General features: G+C 61.1%; 16 protein-coding genes and 1 pseudogene. 7 read left to right on the top strand and 10 right to left on the bottom strand.

The genetic code is table 11. The features are described from left to right. From acnA to ABZE94_RS12315, 4 genes are all read right to left on the bottom strand, one after another. Positions 1 to 1,841 (bottom strand): aconitate hydratase AcnA (gene acnA / locus ABZE94_RS12330; RefSeq protein ID WP_372875809.1); only part of this gene is annotated, 1,841 nt, incomplete at its 3' end. 2 nt (positions 1,842 to 1,843) lie between these two features. Further along, positions 1,844 to 3,007 carry a 2-methylcitrate synthase gene (gene prpC, locus ABZE94_RS12325; protein WP_372875808.1) on the bottom strand — a complete coding sequence of 388 codons (1,164 nt, stop codon included), beginning with the start codon at positions 3,005 to 3,007 and terminating at the stop codon, positions 1,844 to 1,846. Between the two features lie 72 nt (positions 3,008 to 3,079). Further along, complete coding sequence (gene prpB / locus ABZE94_RS12320; protein WP_372875807.1) at positions 3,080 to 3,976, bottom strand: methylisocitrate lyase; 897 nt, start codon at positions 3,974 to 3,976, stop codon at positions 3,080 to 3,082. Continuing rightward, the gene (locus tag ABZE94_RS12315; protein ID WP_372875806.1) at positions 3,973 to 4,710 is read right to left on the bottom strand and encodes a GntR family transcriptional regulator; all 738 of its coding nucleotides are present in this window, start codon (positions 4,708 to 4,710) and stop codon (positions 3,973 to 3,975) included. The genes prpB and ABZE94_RS12315 overlap by 4 nt, the downstream gene beginning before the upstream one ends. 272 nt (positions 4,711 to 4,982) lie before the next feature. Here ABZE94_RS12315 and ABZE94_RS12310 point away from each other — a divergent pair, with 272 nt between their 5' ends. The 4 genes from ABZE94_RS12310 (at position 4,983) to pabB (ending at position 9,955) form a co-directional block, all read left to right on the top strand. Then, a complete protein-coding gene (locus ABZE94_RS12310) occupies positions 4,983 to 5,534 on the top strand; it encodes an ATP-dependent zinc protease (protein WP_372875805.1) in 552 nt (183 codons plus the stop codon). Positions 5,535 to 5,539: 5 nt separating this feature from the next. Next, positions 5,540 to 7,066, top strand: a complete 1,527-nt coding sequence (locus ABZE94_RS12305; RefSeq protein ID WP_372875804.1) for an inactive transglutaminase family protein — start codon at positions 5,540 to 5,542, stop codon at positions 7,064 to 7,066. 270 nt (positions 7,067 to 7,336) lie between these two features. Next, positions 7,337 to 8,323: an alpha-L-glutamate ligase-like protein gene (locus tag ABZE94_RS12300; protein WP_372875803.1), complete on the top strand. Its 987-nt coding sequence runs from the start codon at positions 7,337 to 7,339 to the stop codon at positions 8,321 to 8,323. 288 nt (positions 8,324 to 8,611) lie between these two features. Continuing rightward, positions 8,612 to 9,955, top strand: coding sequence for an aminodeoxychorismate synthase component I (gene pabB / locus ABZE94_RS12295; protein ID WP_372875802.1), 1,344 nt, complete (start codon positions 8,612 to 8,614; stop codon positions 9,953 to 9,955). Between the two features lie 65 nt (positions 9,956 to 10,020). Here the strand turns inward: pabB and thrH are convergent, their stop codons facing one another. Next, positions 10,021 to 10,638 (bottom strand): bifunctional phosphoserine phosphatase/homoserine phosphotransferase ThrH, encoded by a 618-nt coding sequence (gene thrH, locus ABZE94_RS12290; RefSeq protein WP_372875801.1) that lies wholly within the window; start codon positions 10,636 to 10,638, stop codon positions 10,021 to 10,023. Positions 10,639 to 10,870: 232 nt separating this feature from the next. Here thrH and ABZE94_RS12285 point away from each other — a divergent pair, with 232 nt between their 5' ends. Next, positions 10,871 to 11,605: a phosphoadenylyl-sulfate reductase gene (locus tag ABZE94_RS12285; RefSeq protein ID WP_372875800.1), complete on the top strand. Its 735-nt coding sequence runs from the start codon at positions 10,871 to 10,873 to the stop codon at positions 11,603 to 11,605. Positions 11,606 to 11,951: 346 nt separating this feature from the next. On the opposite strand, the gene cysB is transcribed toward ABZE94_RS12285, so the two are convergent. The 3 genes from cysB to ABZE94_RS12270 all read right to left on the bottom strand — a co-directional run bounded on the left by cysB (position 11,952) and on the right by ABZE94_RS12270 (position 14,797). Next, positions 11,952 to 12,926 (bottom strand): HTH-type transcriptional regulator CysB, encoded by a 975-nt coding sequence (cysB, locus tag ABZE94_RS12280; RefSeq protein ID WP_372875799.1) that lies wholly within the window; start codon positions 12,924 to 12,926, stop codon positions 11,952 to 11,954. A 250-nt stretch (positions 12,927 to 13,176) separates the two neighbouring features. Then, positions 13,177 to 13,677, bottom strand: a complete 501-nt coding sequence (locus ABZE94_RS12275; protein ID WP_372875798.1) for a universal stress protein — start codon at positions 13,675 to 13,677, stop codon at positions 13,177 to 13,179. 214 nt (positions 13,678 to 13,891) lie between these two features. After that, positions 13,892 to 14,797 (bottom strand): 5'-nucleotidase, encoded by a 906-nt coding sequence (locus tag ABZE94_RS12270; protein WP_372875797.1) that lies wholly within the window; start codon positions 14,795 to 14,797, stop codon positions 13,892 to 13,894. A 178-nt stretch (positions 14,798 to 14,975) separates the two neighbouring features. Here ABZE94_RS12270 and ABZE94_RS12265 point away from each other — a divergent pair, with 178 nt between their 5' ends. Together ABZE94_RS12265 and ABZE94_RS12260 are read left to right on the top strand one after the other, a co-directional pair. Continuing rightward, positions 14,976 to 15,392, top strand: coding sequence for a PilZ domain-containing protein (locus ABZE94_RS12265; protein WP_372875796.1), 417 nt, complete (start codon positions 14,976 to 14,978; stop codon positions 15,390 to 15,392). A gap of 168 nt (positions 15,393 to 15,560) precedes the next feature. Then, positions 15,561 to 16,637 carry a 3-deoxy-7-phosphoheptulonate synthase gene (locus ABZE94_RS12260; RefSeq protein ID WP_372875795.1) on the top strand — a complete coding sequence of 359 codons (1,077 nt, stop codon included), beginning with the start codon at positions 15,561 to 15,563 and terminating at the stop codon, positions 16,635 to 16,637. Positions 16,638 to 16,694: 57 nt separating this feature from the next. Here the strand turns inward: ABZE94_RS12260 and ABZE94_RS12255 are convergent, their stop codons facing one another. Beyond that, complete coding sequence (locus tag ABZE94_RS12255) at positions 16,695 to 16,976, bottom strand: GNAT family N-acetyltransferase (protein WP_372875794.1); 282 nt, start codon at positions 16,974 to 16,976, stop codon at positions 16,695 to 16,697. Positions 16,977 to 17,165: 189 nt separating this feature from the next. Next, a pseudogene (locus tag ABZE94_RS12250) lies at positions 17,166 to 17,343 on the bottom strand (GntP family permease); the annotation flags it as partial.

The following is a 17,343-nucleotide window of genomic DNA, read 5'->3' as shown; positions in this document are numbered from 1 at the left end:
TAGGTGGACATCGGACGCCAGTCGTACAGCGGGCTTTCGGCTTGCGCAATAGTGCCCAGATCGAACATCGGGATGTAGATCTGCTTGAACTGCTCCGGCTTCACGCTGGCTGCGACAATCACGTCGATCTCCTCGTCGCTCGGCCACAGGTCCTTCAGGGTGACGGGGTTGCCGGCCTTGTCGGTACCCAACACGTCCTGCTCGATGTCGAAGCGCACGGTACCGGCGATGGCATAGACCACCACCAGCGGCGGCGAGGCCAGGAACGCCTGCTTGGCGTACGGATGGATACGCCCGTCGAAGTTGCGGTTGCCGGACAGTACCGCGGTGGCGTACAGGTCGCGGTCGATGATTTCCTGCTGGATCACCGGGTCCAGTGCGCCGGACATGCCGTTGCACGTGGTGCAGGCGTAGCCGACGATGCCGAAGCCGAGCTGCTCCAGCTCCGACAGCAGGCCGGCTTCTTCCAGGTACAGCTTGGCGACCTTGGAACCCGGGGCAAACGAGGTCTTGACCCACGGCTTGCGCACCAGGCCCAGGGCATTGGCCTTTTTCGCCACCAGGCCGGCGGCGACCACGTTGCGCGGGTTGGAGGTGTTGGTGCAACTGGTGATGGCGGCGATGATTACCGCACCGTCAGGCATCAGGCCTTCACTTTCTTCAATTTTGCCAGCTGCCAGTTTGGCTTCGTCGGCAATACCGCGCTCATGCAGCGCCGAGGTCGGCAAGCGGCGATGCGGGTTGCTCGGGCCAGCCATGTTGCGCACCACTGTGCTCAGGTCGAAGCTCAGCACCCGCTCGTACTCGGCGGTGACCAGAGCATCGGCCCACAGACCGGTGGTCTTGGCGTAGTTTTCCACCAGCGCTACCTGCTCCGGCTCGCGGCCAGTGAGTTTGAGGTAGTCGATGGTCTGCTGGTCGATGTAGAACATCGAGGCGGTGGCGCCGTATTCCGGGCACATATTGGAGATGGTCGCGCGGTCGCCGATGGTCAGGCTGTCGGCACCCTCGCCGAAGAACTCGACCCAGGCACCCACCACGCGCTCCTTGCGCAGGAACTCGGTGATGGCCAGCACGATGTCGGTGGCGGTGATGCCGGGCTGCCGCTTGCCGATCAGTTTGACCCCGACGATGTCGGGCAGGCGCATCATCGACGGCAGGCCCAACATCACGGTTTCTGCTTCCAGGCCACCGACGCCGATGGCGATCACGCCCAGGGCATCGACGTGCGGGGTGTGCGAGTCGGTCCCCACGCAGGTGTCCGGGAAGGCCACGCCGCCGCGAGCCTGGATCACCGGACTCATCTTCTCCAGGTTGATCTGGTGCATGATGCCGTTGCCGGCCGGGATCACGTCGACGTTCTTGAACGCGGTCTTGGTCCACTCGATAAAGTGGAAGCGGTCCTCGTTGCGACGGTCTTCGATGGCGCGGTTCTTGGCGAAGGCATCCGGGTCGAAGCCCGGGGCTTCCACGGCCAGGGAGTGGTCGACGATCAACTGGGTCGGCACCACCGGGTTGACCTTGGACGGGTCACCGCCTTTCTCGGCGATGGCGTCGCGCAGGCCGGCCAGGTCGACCAGCGCGGTCTGACCGAGGATGTCGTGGCAGACCACGCGAGCCGGGTACCAGGGGAAGTCAAGATCGCGCTTGCGCTCAATCAGCTGCTTGAGCGCATCGGTCAGCGCGTCCGGCTCGCAGCGGCGCACCAGTTGCTCGGCCAGCACGCGGGAGGTATAGGGCAGCTTGGCGTAGGCACCCGGCTGGATCGCATCGACCGCGGCACGGGTATCGAAGTAATCCAGCGCGGTGCCGGGCAGGGGTTTGCGGTAGTGATTGTTCATGGTTATGGGCGATCCTTGAGCGGCACGAACTTGAGGTCTTCGGGACCGACGTAGTTGGCGCTCGGGCGAATGATCTTGCCGTCGATGCGTTGCTCGATGACATGGCTGGACCAGCCCGAGGTGCGCGCAATCACGAACAGCGGGGTGAACATGGCGGTGGGCACGCCCATCATGTGGTAGCTGACCGCGCTGAACCAATCGAGGTTGGGGAACATCTTCTTGATCTCCCACATGGTCGATTCCAGTCGTTCGGCGATGTCGTACATCTTCATGCTGCCCTGCTCGATGGAGAGTTCGCGGGCGACCTCCTTGATCACCTTGTTGCGTGGGTCGCTCACCGTGTAGACCGGATGGCCGAAACCGATCACCACTTCCTTCTTCTCGACCCGGGCACGAATGTCGGCCTCGGCCTCATCCGGATTGTCGTAGCGTTTCTGGATCTCGAAGGCGACCTCGTTGGCCCCCCCATGCTTGGGCCCGCGCAACGCGCCGATGCCACCGGCAATGGCGGAGAACATGTCCGAACCCGTGCCGGCGATCACCCGCGAGGCGAAGGTCGAGGCATTGAATTCGTGCTCGGCGTAGAGGATCAGCGAACAGTGCATGGCCCGCACCCAGGACTCGCGCGGCGTCTCGCCATGCAGCAGATGGAGAAAGTGTCCGCCGATGGAATCGTCGTCGGTTTCCACCTCGATGCGCTTTCCGTTATGGCTGAAGTGGTACCAGTACAACAGCATGGAACCGAGCGAGGCCATCAGCTTGTCGGCGATGTCGCGGGCACCGGGATGGTTGTGGTCGTCCTTCTCCGGCGCCAGGCAGCCGAGCACGGACACGCCGGTGCGCATCACGTCCATCGGGTGAGCGGACGGTGGCAACTGCTCCAGGGCGGCTTTCAGCGCCGCCGGCAGGCCACGCAGGGCCTTGAGCTTGGCCTTGTAGCCGGCCAGTTCGGCGGCGTTGGGCAGCTTGCCGTGCACCAGCAGGTGAGCGATTTCCTCGAACTCACAGGTGGTGGCGACATCGAGGATGTCATAGCCACGGTAGTGCAGGTCGTTACCGCTGCGACCGACGGTGCACAACGCGGTGTTGCCGGCGGTGGTGCCGCTCAGGGCTACGGACTTCTTCGGCTTGAAGCCTGGGGTGGTGGTATCTGGGGTTGAGCTCATCGCTTGTCTCTCCTCATCCGATCCGGTCGGGTAGTTCTTGTCATGCGCGAACCGCTGCGGCTCGCGCGCCGGTTATTTCTTGGCGGCGAACAGCGCGTCGAGATGCTGCTCGAAGGCGTGGTAGTTGATGCGATCGTAGAGCTCCATGCGGGTCTGCATGGTGTCGATCACGTTTTTCTGGGTGCCGTCACGGCGCAGCGCGGTGTAGACGTTTTCGGCCGCCTTGTTCATGGCGCGAAAGGCCGACAGCGGATAGAGCACCAGGGACACGTCGACACTGGCCAGCTCTTCGGTGGTGTACAGCGGGGTGGCGCCAAACTCGGTGATATTGGCCAGAATCGGCGCCTTGAGGCGGTCGGCGAACGTCTTGTACATCGCCAGTTCGGTGATGGCTTCGGGGAAGATCATGTCGGCGCCGGCCTCGATGCAGGCCTCTGCGCGATCCAGTGCCGAGTTCAGGCCTTCGACCGCCAGCGCATCGGTGCGCGCCATGATCACGAAGCTGTCGTCGGTACGCGCATCCACCGCGGCCTTGATCCGGTCGACCATCTCCTGCAGGGTGACGATCTCCTTGTTCGGCCGATGACCGCAGCGCTTGGCGCCGACCTGGTCCTCGATATGAATCGCCGCGGCGCCGAACTTGATCATCGACTTGACCGTGCGGGCGACGTTGAACGCCGAGGAGCCGAAGCCGGTGTCGACATCCACCAGCAGCGGCAGGTCGCAGACATCGGTGATACGGCGCACGTCGGTGAGTACGTCATCCAGCCCGGTGATGCCCAGATCCGGCAAGCCGAGCGAGCCAGCCGCCACGCCGCCACCGGACAGGTAGATCGCCTTGAAGCCGGCACGCTTGGCCAGCAAGGCGTGGTTGGCGTTGATCGCGCCGACGACCTGCAGGGGGTGCTCCGCGCCGACCGCATCGCGAAAACGCTGGCCGGGACTGCTCTGACTGGAAAGCTGACTCATGACTCACCTCGGGGTTTGGCTGTTTTGGTTGGCGCGCCCTGCCCCATGGTCATGGTGTAGTGGCGCTCGATATTGCGCTTGGATGCACCGATATGCCGGCGCATCAGCAACTCGGCTAGCTCGCCATCGCGCTCGGCGATGGCGTCGAGAATGCGGTGGTGCTCGACGAACGCCTGACGCGGGCGGTTCGGCGTGGCCGAGAACTGCAGGCGGTACATGCGCACCAGTTGGTACAGCTCGCCACAGAGCATCTGCACCAGGGTACGGTTGCCGCTGCCCTGAATGATCCGGTAATGGAAATCGAAATCGCCTTCCTGCTGGTAGTAGCCGACGCCCGCCTTGAAGGCCGCATCCTGCTCGTGCAAATCGAGCACCCGGCGCAGGTCGTCGATTTCCGTCTGGCTCATGCGCTCGGCGGCCAGGCGGCAGGCCATGCCCTCCAGCGACTCGCGGATCTCATAGAGTTCGATCAGCTCGGCGTGATCGAGCGACACCACCCGCGCACCCACATGGGGAATTCGCACCAGCAGACGCTGGCCTTCCAGGCGGTGAATAGCCTCGCGCAGCGGTCCGCGACTGATGCCATAGGTGCGGGCCAGCTCCGGCTCGGAAATTTTGCTGCCTGGCGCGATCTCGCCTTTGACGATGGCCGCCTGAATACGGCGAAAAACATGCTCGGACAGCGTTTCCGAGTCATCTTGGGCGGTGCGAGGCAACTCGATGGCACTGGGCATATTGTCGACACCGTTAGCTACATTTGCCAAAAAAGTACCCTACAAGCGCAAATCTGTCAAACAATCAGCCAACACTGTCGACAATCTGCCGAATAACTAAAAGTTATGATTATTTACCCACACTTATGCAAACACCTATAAGCGTCTGTCGCCGCAACAAAACCCCCGTGATAGAATGCCCAGCCCGCTAGAGTTCGAACCAGACGCAGCAGCCATGCCGCCTCACCCGCGGGTCTTGTTATCCGACGACCGCGCTATACCTAATAGGTTTTATGAGACTCAAGCCCTTCGCCCTGCTGTTCTGCCTGCTGTTACTGCCTGGCCTGGGTCTCGCCGCCGCAGAGAAGGCCGTATACGGCCTGAATGAATACGCGATGCTGTTCAATCTCGGCCTGCAAGTGCCGGCCAAATTGGATACTGGCGCCAGAACGGCGTCCTTGAGCGCGCGCGATATCCAGCGTTTCAAACGCGAAGGCGAACCCTGGGTGCGCTTCTATCTGGCGATCGACGATGCTCATGCCCACCCGATAGAGCGCCCGCTGGCACGGATCAGCAAGATCAAGCGGCGCGCGGGCGACTATGATCCCGAGGAAGAAAAAACCTACACCGCACGCCCGGTAATCGAGTTGGATATCTGCATGGGCCAAGCCCTGCGCACGATAGAAGTGAACTTGACCGACCGTAGTGCATTCCAATACCCGCTATTGATCGGCTCCGAAGCGCTAAAACGCTTCAGCGCACTGGTCGACCCAAGCCTTAAATACGCAGCTGGCAAACCTGGCTGTCCCCCTGACGCGAACATTGGCGCCATCCTTAATGAGTAATACCCATGCGCTCTCTTAACCTGCATCTGAAAGTCCTGATCACGCTACTGGTGGGCCTGGGCATTCTGATTACGGCCTACCAGATCTTTATCCTCGGCATTCCGCTGACCGAAGATGAAACCGATGACCTGTGGAACATCGACGCCAGAGTCGAGTTCCAGGCCAGCCCGCGTGAGCCGGTCAAGCTGCAGATGTTCGTGCCGCCACTGAACCAGGATTACGTCAGCCTCAACGAGAGCTTCATCTCCAATAATTATGGTGTGAGCATCAACCGCGCCGATGGCAATCGCAAGGTTACCTGGTCTGCCCGGCGTGCCAACGGCAAGCAAACCCTCTACTACCGCCTGGTATTGACCAAACGCTACAGCGGCGAACAAGCCAAGAGCAAAGGACCGATCTTCCGCGACAGCATCCCAGTGGAAGGTGCCGAGAAAATTGCCGCCGAGGCCCTGCTCGCACCGATCCGCCAACACTCGGCGGACGTCGAAACCTTTATCAGCGAGACCATCAAACGGGTCAACAACGTCAACGACGACAACGTCAAACTGCTGCTGGGCGGCGACGCCTCGACCCCGAACAAGGCCGATGCCATCGAGCTGCTGCTGTCCATCGCCCATGTGCCGATGGAGCGCGTGCACACCATCCGTCTGGCGGCCGACATTCAGCAAACCCCTGAACTCTGGCTGCGCAGCTTCAACGGCGAAAAATGGCTCTACTTCAACCCGGAAACCGGCCAACAAGGCTTGCCGAGCGATCGCCTGACCTGGTGGACCGGCAACGACGACCTGGTCAACCTCGAAGGCGGCAAGCAAGCGCAAGTCAGCTTCACCTTGAGCAACAGCGAGATGAATGCCATCCGCCTGGCCAAATTGACCGACGAGAACACTGAAGCCGACTTCCTCGAATATTCGCTGTACGGGCTGCCACTTTCCACCCAGCAGACCATCCAGATCATGCTGGTGATCCCGCTCGGTGTACTGGTGATCCTGATCCTGCGCAACCTCGGCGGCCTGCAGACCCTCGGCACCTTCACCCCGGTCCTGATCGCCCTGGCCTTCCGTGAAACCCAGCTGGGCTTCGGCATCATCCTGTTCACCATCATTACGGCCCTGGGCCTGTCGCTACGCTCCTACCTCGAACACCTGAAACTGCAGATGCTGCCCAGGCTGTCGGTGGTCCTGACCTTCGTGGTGGTACTGATCGCGGTAATCAGCTTGCTCAGCCACAAGCTCGGCCTGGAGCGCGGCCTCTCTGTGTCGCTGTTCCCGATGGTGATTCTGACCATGACCATCGAGCGTCTGTCGATCACCTGGGAAGAGCGTGGCGGCGGTCATGCCTTCAAGGTCGCCGTTGGCACCCTGATAGCCGCGACCCTGTCCCACCTACTGATGAGCCTGCCGCAGCTGGCCTACTTCGTCTTCACCTTCCCGGCGGTATTGATGATCCTGGTGGGTTTCATGCTGGCGATGGGTCGCTACCGCGGCTACCGCCTGACCGAACTTTTCCGCTTCAAAGCCTTCCTGAAGGATTAGGAACCTGCCCTGCTGATTAATCATGGCTGCGCCATAGGCCATTTTTTCGCAGGGCAAGGCAGGAGGAGAGAAGATTGGTCATTCCAAAAGAACGACGACTAACGCAGCCATGCGGAAAAATGGCCATGTCCCTTCGGGTTGCGTCGCAAAACACGCCACGCGGTGTTGTGGGACTTGACAAGGGATCACCATTGCCTGCGTCCCACGCCTTGCCTGGCGTGTTTTGCGACAGCAACGCAGCCATGATTAATCAGCAGGGCAGGTTCTAAAATGCTAGGTCTCTGGAAAACATGGAAGGCCCTCGAAGCCAAAGGCATCATGGGCATCAACCGTCGCAATGCGGACTACGTGCTGAAGTACAACAAGCGCAGCCTCTATCCGATCGTCGATGACAAGATCATCACCAAGGAACGCGCCATTGCAGCCGGCATCGATGTGCCGGAAATGTACGGCGTGATCGAGACCGAAAAAGACATCGACAAGCTGCGCGAGATCATTGGCGAGCGGCCGGACTTCGTGATCAAGCCGGCCCAGGGCGCCGGCGGTGACGGCATCCTGGTCGTCGCCGACCGTTTCGAGGATCGCTATCGAACGGTTTCCGGCAAGCTCATCAGCCATGAGGAAATCGAACACCAGATCTCCAGCATCCTCACCGGCCTCTACTCGCTGGGCGGCCACCGTGATCGCGCACTGATCGAATACCGCGTCACCCCCGACTCCATCTTCAAGAGCATCAGCTACGAAGGCGTACCGGACATCCGCATCATCGTCCTCAAAGGCTACCCGGTGATGGCCATGCTGCGCCTGCCGACCCGCCAGTCCGGCGGCAAGGCCAACCTGCACCAGGGCGCGATCGGTGTGGGCGTGGACCTGGCGACCGGGGTGACCCTGCGCGGCACCTGGCTGAACAACAAGATCAGCAAGCACCCGGACACCACCAATTCGGTAGACGGCGTACAGCTGCCGAACTGGAACGGCTTCATGAAGCTGGCCGCCGGCTGCTATGAGCTGTGCGGCCTCGGCTATATCGGCGTGGACATGGTTCTCGACCAGGAAAAAGGCCCGCTGATTCTCGAGCTCAATGCGCGCCCCGGCCTGAACATCCAGATCGCCAACGACTGCGGCCTCACCCACCGCGCCCATGCCGTGGAAGCGCGCCTGGTCGAGCTGGCGAAAAAAGGCATCAGCGAGACACCGGAAGAACGCATGCGCTTCGCCCAGGAGCTGTTTGGTCACGCCCCAATAGCTGAAACATGAACCCAACAGCCTGCTGGGTTTTCACCCTACGGGCGCCGAAATCAGGCAGAGCACCCGCAGCATAAAAGCCCAAAATGCCGTTCACTCAGGCCAAGTGAGCGGCATTCTTGTAGCCGGCCACGCCGTGGCCCTGGGCTGCAAGCCCCGCCCTCCGCCACCACGAGCACGACCCAGCAATTTCCGCGCGCCCCTCGGGGGCCAGTCTCCGCCCAGCGCCCAGACAGAAGCGCTAGGATGAATCTGGCAGGCGTTCTACAATCGCCTGCCGCGCGCCTCTGAAAGCCTCGCATGCCTATTTGCCTTGTACACGCCCTGCCCTATCGTGCCGATCCGGCCATCTACTTCAGTGCCGTCCGTCACGCGCCAGGAGCAGTGCTGCTGGATGCCGGCCGCCCGGCAGCCCAGCGCGGACGCTATGACCTGATCAGCGCCTGGCCAGTGGCCGAGCTGATCCCCATGCCCGACGAATCGGCCAACGACTTCCTCCAGCGCCTGCGCGCCAGTCTGGCGGAACTGGGCGAGGCCAAAGCACCCGACGACTGCCCATTGCCCTTTGTCGGCGGCCTGATTGGCTACCTGGGCTACGACTTCGGCCGGCGCCTGGAAACCCTGCCCGAACAGGCAAGTGACGACCTGGGCCTGGCCGATGCGCAACTTGGTCTGTATGCCTGGGCTCTGATCACCGACCATCGGCTGGGCACCAGCCAGCTGATGTTTCACCCAGCACTGAGCAGTGAACAGCGACAGCAGTTGATCGAGCTGTTCGATGCGCCACTGGCGCCAGCGTCACAACCTTTCAGACTGGACAGGGCATTCCAGGCGGATATCGATGAAGGCGAATATCGCCATGCCATCGAACGCATCCAGACCTACATCCAGGCCGGCGACTGTTACCAGGTGAACTTTGCCCAACGCTTTCGCAGCCACTACCAGGGCGACCCCTGGACGGCCTATCGCAGCTTGCGTGCCGCCTGTCCCACCCCCTTCGCCGGCTACCTGGCCCTGGCGGATAACGGCGCGATCATCAGCCTGTCGCCCGAACGTTTCCTGCGGGTCAGCGAAGGTCGCGTGGAGACCCGCCCGATCAAGGGCACACGCCCACGCCACGGCGACCCCGAGCAGGATGCCGCGCAAGCCGACGCGCTATTGAGCAGCCCCAAGGATCGTGCCGAGAACCTGATGATCGTCGACCTGCTGCGCAACGACCTCGGCCGCAGTTGCACGACCGGTTCGGTCCGCGTGCCGGAGCTGTTCGCCCTGGAGAGCTATCCCAACGTGCACCACCTGGTCAGCGCGGTGACCGGCGAACTGGCACCAGGCAAAGATGCCCTGGACCTGATTGCCGGCAGCTTTCCCGGTGGCTCTATCACCGGCGCACCGAAAATCCGCGCCATGCAGATCATCGACGAGCTGGAACCCACGCGCCGCGCGCTCTATTGCGGCTCGTTGCTGTACCTCGACGTGCGGGGTGAGCTGGACAGCTCGATTGCCATCCGCAGCCTACTGGCCAAGGACGGGCAGATCAGCTGCTGGGGCGGCGGCGGGATAGTCGCCGACTCCGACTGGCAGGCGGAATACCAGGAGTCCATCACCAAGGTGAAGGTCTTGCTGGAAACGCTGGAGAGGTTGTAGCGGCAAACCGCAAGCGCGTCCCGGGGCGCCACCCTCGCCCTAGCCTTGCAAGCTCGCCGCTGCGGTTACAGGCTCAGGTCGCGGCTGGACGCCTTGATGAACTCGCGCTTGAGCTCATCGAAGGTGTGCACAGCCGGGAACTGCGGGAACTCGCGAATCACGTTTTCCGGGGCATGGAACAGGATGCCGGCGTGGGCCTCGCTGAGCATGGTGGTGTCGTTGTACGAGTCGCCTGCGGCGAGCACGCGGTAATAGAGGCTCTTGAGCGCGATCACCGATTGCCGCTTGGGATCCTTCTGGCGCAACTGGTAGCTGACCACGCGATCGTTCTCGTCGGTGACCAGTTTGTGACACAGCAGCGTCGGAAAACCCAGTTGACGCATCAGCGGTTGGGAGAATTCGTAGAAGGTGTCCGAGAGGATCACCACCTGGAAGCGTTCACGCAGCCAGTCGACGAATTCCACCGCACCGTCCAGTGGTTTAAGCGTGGCAATGACTTGCTGGATGTCGTTCAGCTTCAGGCCATGCTCATCGAGAATACGCAGACGCTGCTGCATCAGCACGTCGTAATCTGGAATATCCCGGGTGGTCGCTTTCAGCGATTCGATGCCGGTTTTTTCCGCGAAGGCGATCCAGATCTCCGGGACCAGAACGCCTTCCAGGTCGAGACAAGCGATTTCCACGGGGCACTCCTAGATTGAGCTTGAAAGAAGGCGGCACTCTAGCGGCTCGCCGCAGGCGGCGCAACGCGCGACTTATATCCAAACTCGACGGTCCTCCTTGCACTTGGTTATTTAACGGTATAAAGCCTTTTTGCTACCATCGGCGCACAGAGCGCCTCGAAGGCGCCAACACACCAGGTGCAATAGCCTGGCGGCACCCTCTTAGCGCCACCCCAACCAGGAATCCAGCCCGATGAGCCACCCATTCGATGTAGCCGAACTGGCCGCAACCTACGCCAACAAGTCGCCCCAGGACATTCTCAAACTTGCCTTCGAGCACTTTGGCGATGAGCTCTGGCTTTCCTTCAGCGGCGCCGAGGACGTGGTGTTGGTGGACATGGCCTGGAAACTGAATAAGAACATCAAGGTCTTCAGCCTCGATACCGGCCGCCTGCACCCGGAGACCTACCGCTTCATCGAGCAGGTGCGCGAGCACTACGGCATTGCCATCGAAGTGCTCTCCCCCGACGCCACCGCGCTAGAAGCCCTGGTCAAGGAAAAAGGCTTGTTCAGCTTCTACAAGGACGGCCACAGCGAATGCTGCGGTATTCGCAAGATCGCCCCGCTAAGGCGCAAGCTGGCCACGGTCAAGGCCTGGGCTACCGGCCAGCGCCATGACCAGAGCCCCGGCACCCGCAGCCAGGTCGCAGTGGTGGAAATCGACACGGCCTTCTCCACCGCGGAAAACACCCTGTACAAGTTCAACCCGCTGGCGCAGATGAGCAGCGAAGACATCTGGGCCTATATCCGCATGCTGGAACTCCCCTACAACAGCCTGCATGAGCGCGGCTTCATCAGCATCGGCTGCGAGCCCTGCACCCGCCCGGTGCTGCCCAACCAGCACGAGCGCGAAGGCCGCTGGTGGTGGGAGGAAGCCACGCAGAAGGAGTGCGGCCTGCACGCCGGCAACCTGATCGCGAAAATCTGAAGCACCGATGCGTGGCGTTCCGCTCGGAGGTAGGGCGGCTCGGGCGGCGTTCCGTTGGGAGCGCAGCGACAGCCCGCCGGATGTGTGTCGCTCCGTTTTGCCCAGGCTACGTCAGCAGCGGGCGCCAGGGGGCGGTCGCAGTACGCGGGAGTTTTTTCACAAGCTCTCAGAGGTTGTGAAAAAATCGAGCGCCGTAGCGAGAGCGTCTCCAAGCGTTCGCGGCAAGGCGCACTGCGTGAAAAGTAGGGGAGTTTAGTGAGCTAAATGACCCTGCTTTTCAAGTAGCGCAACGCCGCAGCGGGCGTTTGGAGGCGGTCGCAGTAGGCGAGAGTTTTTTCACAAGCTCTCAGTAAATCGGCAACTCGACATCGCGGAACAGCTCTTCCAGCTCGGACTTGTTGTGGCACTGCACCGCCTTGGCCAGCACATCGCGGGTCAGGTGCGGGGCAAATTTCTCGATGAAATCGCACATAAACCCACGCAGGAAGGTGCCGCGGCGAAAGCCTATCTTGGTCACACTGGACTCGAACAGATCGCTGGCATCGAGCACCACCAGATCCGGATCTAGCTTGGCGTCCACCGCCATCTTGGCCACGATGCCCACCCCCAGGCCCAGGCGCACATAGGTTTTGATCACGTCGGCGTCGGCCGCAGTGAACACCACTCTCGGGGTCAGGCCACGGTGGCTGAAGGCTTCGTCCAGCTTGGAACGGCCGGTGAAGCCGAACACATAGGTGACGATCGAATGTTCCGCCAGAGCCTCCAGGGTCAGCTTCGGCAGCTTGCTCAACGGATGGCCCTGCGGCACCACCACGCAACGATTCCAGCGGTAGCACGGCATCATTACCAGATCGTTGAACAACTCCAGCCCCTCGGTGGCGATGGCGAAATCCACGGTGCCGTCGGCGGCCATTTCGGCGATCTGCATCGGCGTGCCCTGGTGCATGTGCAGGGCGACGTCCGGGTATTGCTTGATGAATGCACTGATCACAGGAGGCAAGGCATAGCGCGCCTGGGTGTGGGTAGTGGCGATGGACAAGGTGCCCTTCTTCTCGTTGGAGAACTCCTGGGCGATCTGCTTGATGCTTTCTACCTTGCGCAGGATTTCCCCGGCAGTGGTGATGATCCGCTCGCCCGCCGGGGTAACCCGGGTCAGGTGCTTGCCGCTGCGAGCGAAGACCTCGACGCCCAATTCGTCCTCGAGCAAACGGATCTGCTTACTGATGCCCGGCTGCGACGTATAGAGACTTTGCGCGGTGGCCGAAACGTTGAGGTCGTGATGCGCAACTTCCCAGATGTAGCGCAGTTGTTGGAGCTTCATAGAAATCCCTCAAAGCAGATAAGCGGCCGTCCGGTGGCCGGCGGCGTCATATAACCATATATATGGTTTAACAATTAAATCTAGACGATTTCATTTGGCTCTGCCGATTTTTCTTTGAAATGTAAACGACCTCAATGGCAGTAAAAATATCCAGCGCCGTCGCGCGAGCGACTCCCGGCTTTCGCGGCATGGCGAGCCAGCAGCTGGGGCCTGGGGACGGTTGCAGTGAGTGAACGTTTTTTTCGCCCTCTCAAGCCTCCCCCCGGGCCCGGTGCTGCAACATCGGCACCAGATACACCGGGACTTCGGACAACTGCATCAGGCGCGCGGCCGTGCGGCCCAACGGGATATCCAGGCCGGCACCATGGCTGTGGCTGCCGACGACCAGCATATCCACCCCGCGCTTCTGCGCCTCCTCGAGAATCACCAGGGGGGGATCGCCCTGCACCACCTGCACGGCACGGATCAGCTCGAGCTCATGCTGGAACTCGCCTAGCTCATCGCGAAAGCCCTCCAACACCCGCTGCTCGATACTCGCCATGACTGAACTCAGGCCTTTGCTGCGCAGCTCCTTGAGCCGCTCTTCATCCAGGTAGGTTTGCAGCACCGACTCGGCAAACAAGCCCATTGGCTCCACTGCATGCACGACATACAGCCCGGCATTGAAAGCACGAGTCAGCGCCAAGGCATGCTGCAAGACATAGGGAGCATAAAGACCCAGATCGGTAGCATAGAGAATCGAACGAATCATGCGGTCTCCTAGACTGCCTAGCTGGCAGACCTGACTTGAGCTTAGCAGTGCCATCTGCAAGTCAACAAAACCGCAGTCATTCAGGACGAATGGTTATATGCACAGAATCTGGAAGCCACCAGGTGCTACATCCATATTCAGGCTGCGCGGCAAAACAACGCGAGAGCCGGCAGACTCTGGCAGCCGCCTGTAGCGAGGAAATCCCGGCCGGCGACTAGCGCTGCGGCTCGTTGCTCACGCCATGCGGTACATGTCCGGTGGCAACGACCTCGCGGGCGCTCTCGCAGTGCCCCGCCTGGTCGTCGAAAAATACGTCGGCACCGAAGGTTTCGAGGATCGCCGCCTTCTCCAAGCCGCCCAGAAAGTACGACTCATCCAGGCGAATATTCCACTCGCGCAAGGTGCGGATCACCCGCTCGTGGGCCGGCGCCGAGCGGGCAGTGACCAGGGCCGTGCGAATCGGGCAGGCCTCCTCGGGAAACTCCTGCTGCAGGAGATGCAGCGCCGCCAGGAAGGGCTTGAAAGGGCCGCCGCCGAGCAACTCGCGAGCCGACTCACGCTCGTGGCTCTGGAAGGCTTCCAGGCCGCCCTGCTGATAGACCCGTTCGGACTCATCGGAAAACAGCACGGCATCGCCGTCGAAAGCGATGCGCAGCTCATTGCTCGCCGCCCGCCGCGCCCCACCCGAGAGAATGGTGGCCGCTCCGAACCCAGAACTCAGCGCACTGCGCACATCTTCGGCGTGAGTCGAGAGAAACAGATGGCAGCCGAACGCCGCCAGATAAGGATCGGGGCTACGGCCGCCGACAAAGGCCGCGCGCGAGATGCCCAGGCCGTAGTGTTGGATCGAGTTGAACGCACGCAAACCGGTATCGGCGCTGTTGCGCGACACCAGAATCACTTCGACCCGTGCCTGACCCAATGCGCTGTTCAACCCCAGCAGCTTCTCGACCAGGGGAAAGGCATCACCGGGCATGAGGATTTCGTCCTCATGCTCGATCTGATAACGACGATAGGCCTCGACCCCTTCGCCCTCATACACGCGATGACTCTCGCGCAGGTCGAACAGCGCCCGCGAGGAAATCGCCAGCACCAGCTTGTCGCCCATTCCCTTGCTCATGCTCACCTCGGTATCTAAAAAAATCGGCCGTCATGCGAGACAGCTTGATGTGGGCCGGAGACAACCGCCTGGGCGGGCGCCTTCTTACCAGTGGTCCGTAACAAAGTCAGTCAGTTGCAATTCAGCCACTATACTGTTCATAGCGATGTCAAATTGATGGCATAGGGAGTCGGTAGTCATGCGTCGTTTTCTGCGTCATCCCAGCGATATGCCGGTGGAGCTGGTGCTCCGCAAGCAAGACTTTATCCCCAAACAACGGCTGAACAATATCAGCCTCGGCGGCGTAGCATGCGATTCAAGCCGCGGCTTTCGCCGCGGCACGGCAATTGAACTGCGCATCCCGCTGTTTGGCGAGCAGGCACGCTACCCCGGGGTAGTGGCTTGGTGCCGCAAACAACCCGAGGATTACCTGGTTGGCATCGCCTTTATCGACGAAGACACGTTATTTCGCGCACGCATGGTCGAACAGGTCTGTCAGATCGAACATTACCGCCGGCAACGTGAACTGGAGCTGGGCGAACATCTGGCAATCGAGGGCATAGCCCAGGAATGGATCGCCCATCACGCCGACGAGTTCTCCAATGCAAGCCTGTAATCGCTGTTTCGTTCCGTTTAACGACCTTAGACCCATTGTCTAGCCCGCCCGTAACGCGCTAAGGTTCTCTCCATCCCCGCTGTGCTCATAAATGCTGTGCTCCGCCACACGGGGATCGCTGGCGGCCGGCACCCGTGACCTGACGACCCTGACCTGATGAAAAGCACGATGGCTGACTTACCGATCGATGACCTTAACGTTGCCTCCAACGAAACCCTGATCACGCCCGATCAGCTAAAGCGCGAAATTCCGCTGACCGATGCCGCGCTGCACACTGTCGCCACTGGCCGCCAGGTGATTCGCGACATCCTCGATGGCAAGGACCATCGCTTGTTCGTGGTAGTCGGCCCCTGCTCGATTCACGACATCAAAGCCGCGCACGAATACGCCGAACGCCTCAAGGTACTCGCAGCAGAAGTGTCGGATAGCCTGTATCTGGTGATGCGCGTGTACTTTGAAAAGCCGCGCACCACGGTGGGCTGGAAAGGATTGATCAACGACCCCTACCTGGACGACTCGTTCAAGATTCAGGACGGTTTGCACATCGGCCGCCAGTTGCTGCTCGACCTGGCGGAAATGGGCCTGCCAACCGCCACCGAGGCACTCGACCCGATCTCCCCGCAATATCTGCAGGACCTGATCAGTTGGTCGGCCATCGGCGCACGCACCACCGAATCGCAGACCCACCGCGAAATGGCCTCTGGCTTGTCCTCGGCGGTTGGCTTCAAGAACGGCACCGACGGCGGCCTGACCGTGGCGATCAACGCGCTGCAATCGGTTTCCAGCCCGCATCGCTTCCTCGGCATCAACCAGGAAGGGGGGGTGTCCATCGTCACCACCAAGGGCAATGCCTACGGTCACGTGGTGCTGCGCGGTGGCAACGGCAAGCCGAACTACGACTCGGTCAGCGTTGCCGTTTGCGAGCAGGAGCTGACCAAGGCCGGCATCCGCCCGAACATCATGGTCGATTGCAGCCATGCCAACTCGAACAAGGATCCGGCGCTGCAACCCCTGGTAATGGACAACGTCGCCAACCAGATCCTCGAAGGCAACCAGTCGATCGTCGGCCTGATGGTCGAGAGCCATCTGGGCTGGGGCAACCAATCGATACCGAAAGACCTCAACCAGCTGAAATACGGCGTGTCCGTCACCGACGCCTGCATCGACTGGGACAGCACCGAGAAAACACTGCGCGGCATGCATGCCAAACTCAAGGATGTGCTGCCCAAGCGCCACCGCAGCTAAATGCCACACGCATAAAAACGCCGGGCTATGCCCGGCGTTTTTATGTAAGCCTCCGCGTCAGCCTTTGACACTATGGCGCTGACGACGCTCCATATATCGCTCGACATAGGAACAAGAGGGGATCACCGTGTAATCCATGTGCTCCGCGTACTGCAAGGCATGTTCGGTCAAGGCGGCGGCAATGCCACGACCGCGCAACGAATTCGGCACGAAGGTACGGTAAATATCCAAGGTCTGCTTGCCCAGGTCCATATAGGCCAGGTACGCACGATCACCATCCACTGTGGTCTCGAACTGATGACCCTTGAGGTCATGGTGAATGGACAACACCTTGCTCATCGCAACTCCTCTGAAAGTAACCTGCAAACCATAGCGTACCTTAGCGATATTTTCCCGGCGAAGCGACCACGGCATTGCGCCATCATCGTACTCGCAGTCGCAACCGTGCGCATTGACTGGCGCGGTCACCCCGGATTGCCTGCCCAGGCCGGGGCGAGGCCGCACGCCGACAACTCTTGACCTCGCCCGCTAGAACACACTCAAGAAAGCGATGCAGCACAGCACCGCGATGACCGGAACCACTACCGTCACGATGAAGATGTCCTTGTAAGCCTGCTTGTGGGTCAAGCCCATGATCATCAGCATGGCAATCACTGCGCCGCAGTGTGGCAGCGAATCAAACCCGCCCGAGGCAATAGCGGCTATT

Source organism: Pseudomonas sp., from assembly GCF_041601375.1.
GTDB lineage: Bacteria > Pseudomonadota > Gammaproteobacteria > Pseudomonadales > Pseudomonadaceae > Aquipseudomonas.
The sequence above is the reverse complement of the archived record's forward strand: the minus strand, read 5'-3'. Positions and strand labels throughout refer to the sequence as shown.

Coding starts and splice junctions, on each gene's coding strand:
- ABZE94_RS12300 (WP_372875803.1), top strand. CDS start 7,337: ATGCTAGGTCTCTGGAAAACATGGAAGGCCCTCGAAGCCAAAGGCATC.
- ABZE94_RS12260 (WP_372875795.1), top strand. CDS start 15,561: ATGGCTGACTTACCGATCGATGACCTTAACGTTGCCTCCAACGAAACC.
- ABZE94_RS12265 (WP_372875796.1), top strand. CDS start 14,976: ATGCGTCGTTTTCTGCGTCATCCCAGCGATATGCCGGTGGAGCTGGTG.
- prpB (WP_372875807.1), bottom strand. CDS start 3,976: ATGAGTCAGCTTTCCAGTCAGAGCAGTCCCGGCCAGCGTTTTCGCGAT.
- ABZE94_RS12275 (WP_372875798.1), bottom strand. CDS start 13,677: ATGATTCGTTCGATTCTCTATGCTACCGATCTGGGTCTTTATGCTCCC.
- cysB (WP_372875799.1), bottom strand. CDS start 12,926: ATGAAGCTCCAACAACTGCGCTACATCTGGGAAGTTGCGCATCACGAC.
- pabB (WP_372875802.1), top strand. CDS start 8,612: ATGCCTATTTGCCTTGTACACGCCCTGCCCTATCGTGCCGATCCGGCC.
- ABZE94_RS12315 (WP_372875806.1), bottom strand. CDS start 4,710: ATGCCCAGTGCCATCGAGTTGCCTCGCACCGCCCAAGATGACTCGGAA.
- ABZE94_RS12285 (WP_372875800.1), top strand. CDS start 10,871: ATGAGCCACCCATTCGATGTAGCCGAACTGGCCGCAACCTACGCCAAC.
- prpC (WP_372875808.1), bottom strand. CDS start 3,007: ATGAGCTCAACCCCAGATACCACCACCCCAGGCTTCAAGCCGAAGAAG.
- ABZE94_RS12305 (WP_372875804.1), top strand. CDS start 5,540: ATGCGCTCTCTTAACCTGCATCTGAAAGTCCTGATCACGCTACTGGTG.
- ABZE94_RS12270 (WP_372875797.1), bottom strand. CDS start 14,797: ATGAGCAAGGGAATGGGCGACAAGCTGGTGCTGGCGATTTCCTCGCGG.
- ABZE94_RS12310 (WP_372875805.1), top strand. CDS start 4,983: ATGAGACTCAAGCCCTTCGCCCTGCTGTTCTGCCTGCTGTTACTGCCT.
- ABZE94_RS12255 (WP_372875794.1), bottom strand. CDS start 16,976: ATGAGCAAGGTGTTGTCCATTCACCATGACCTCAAGGGTCATCAGTTC.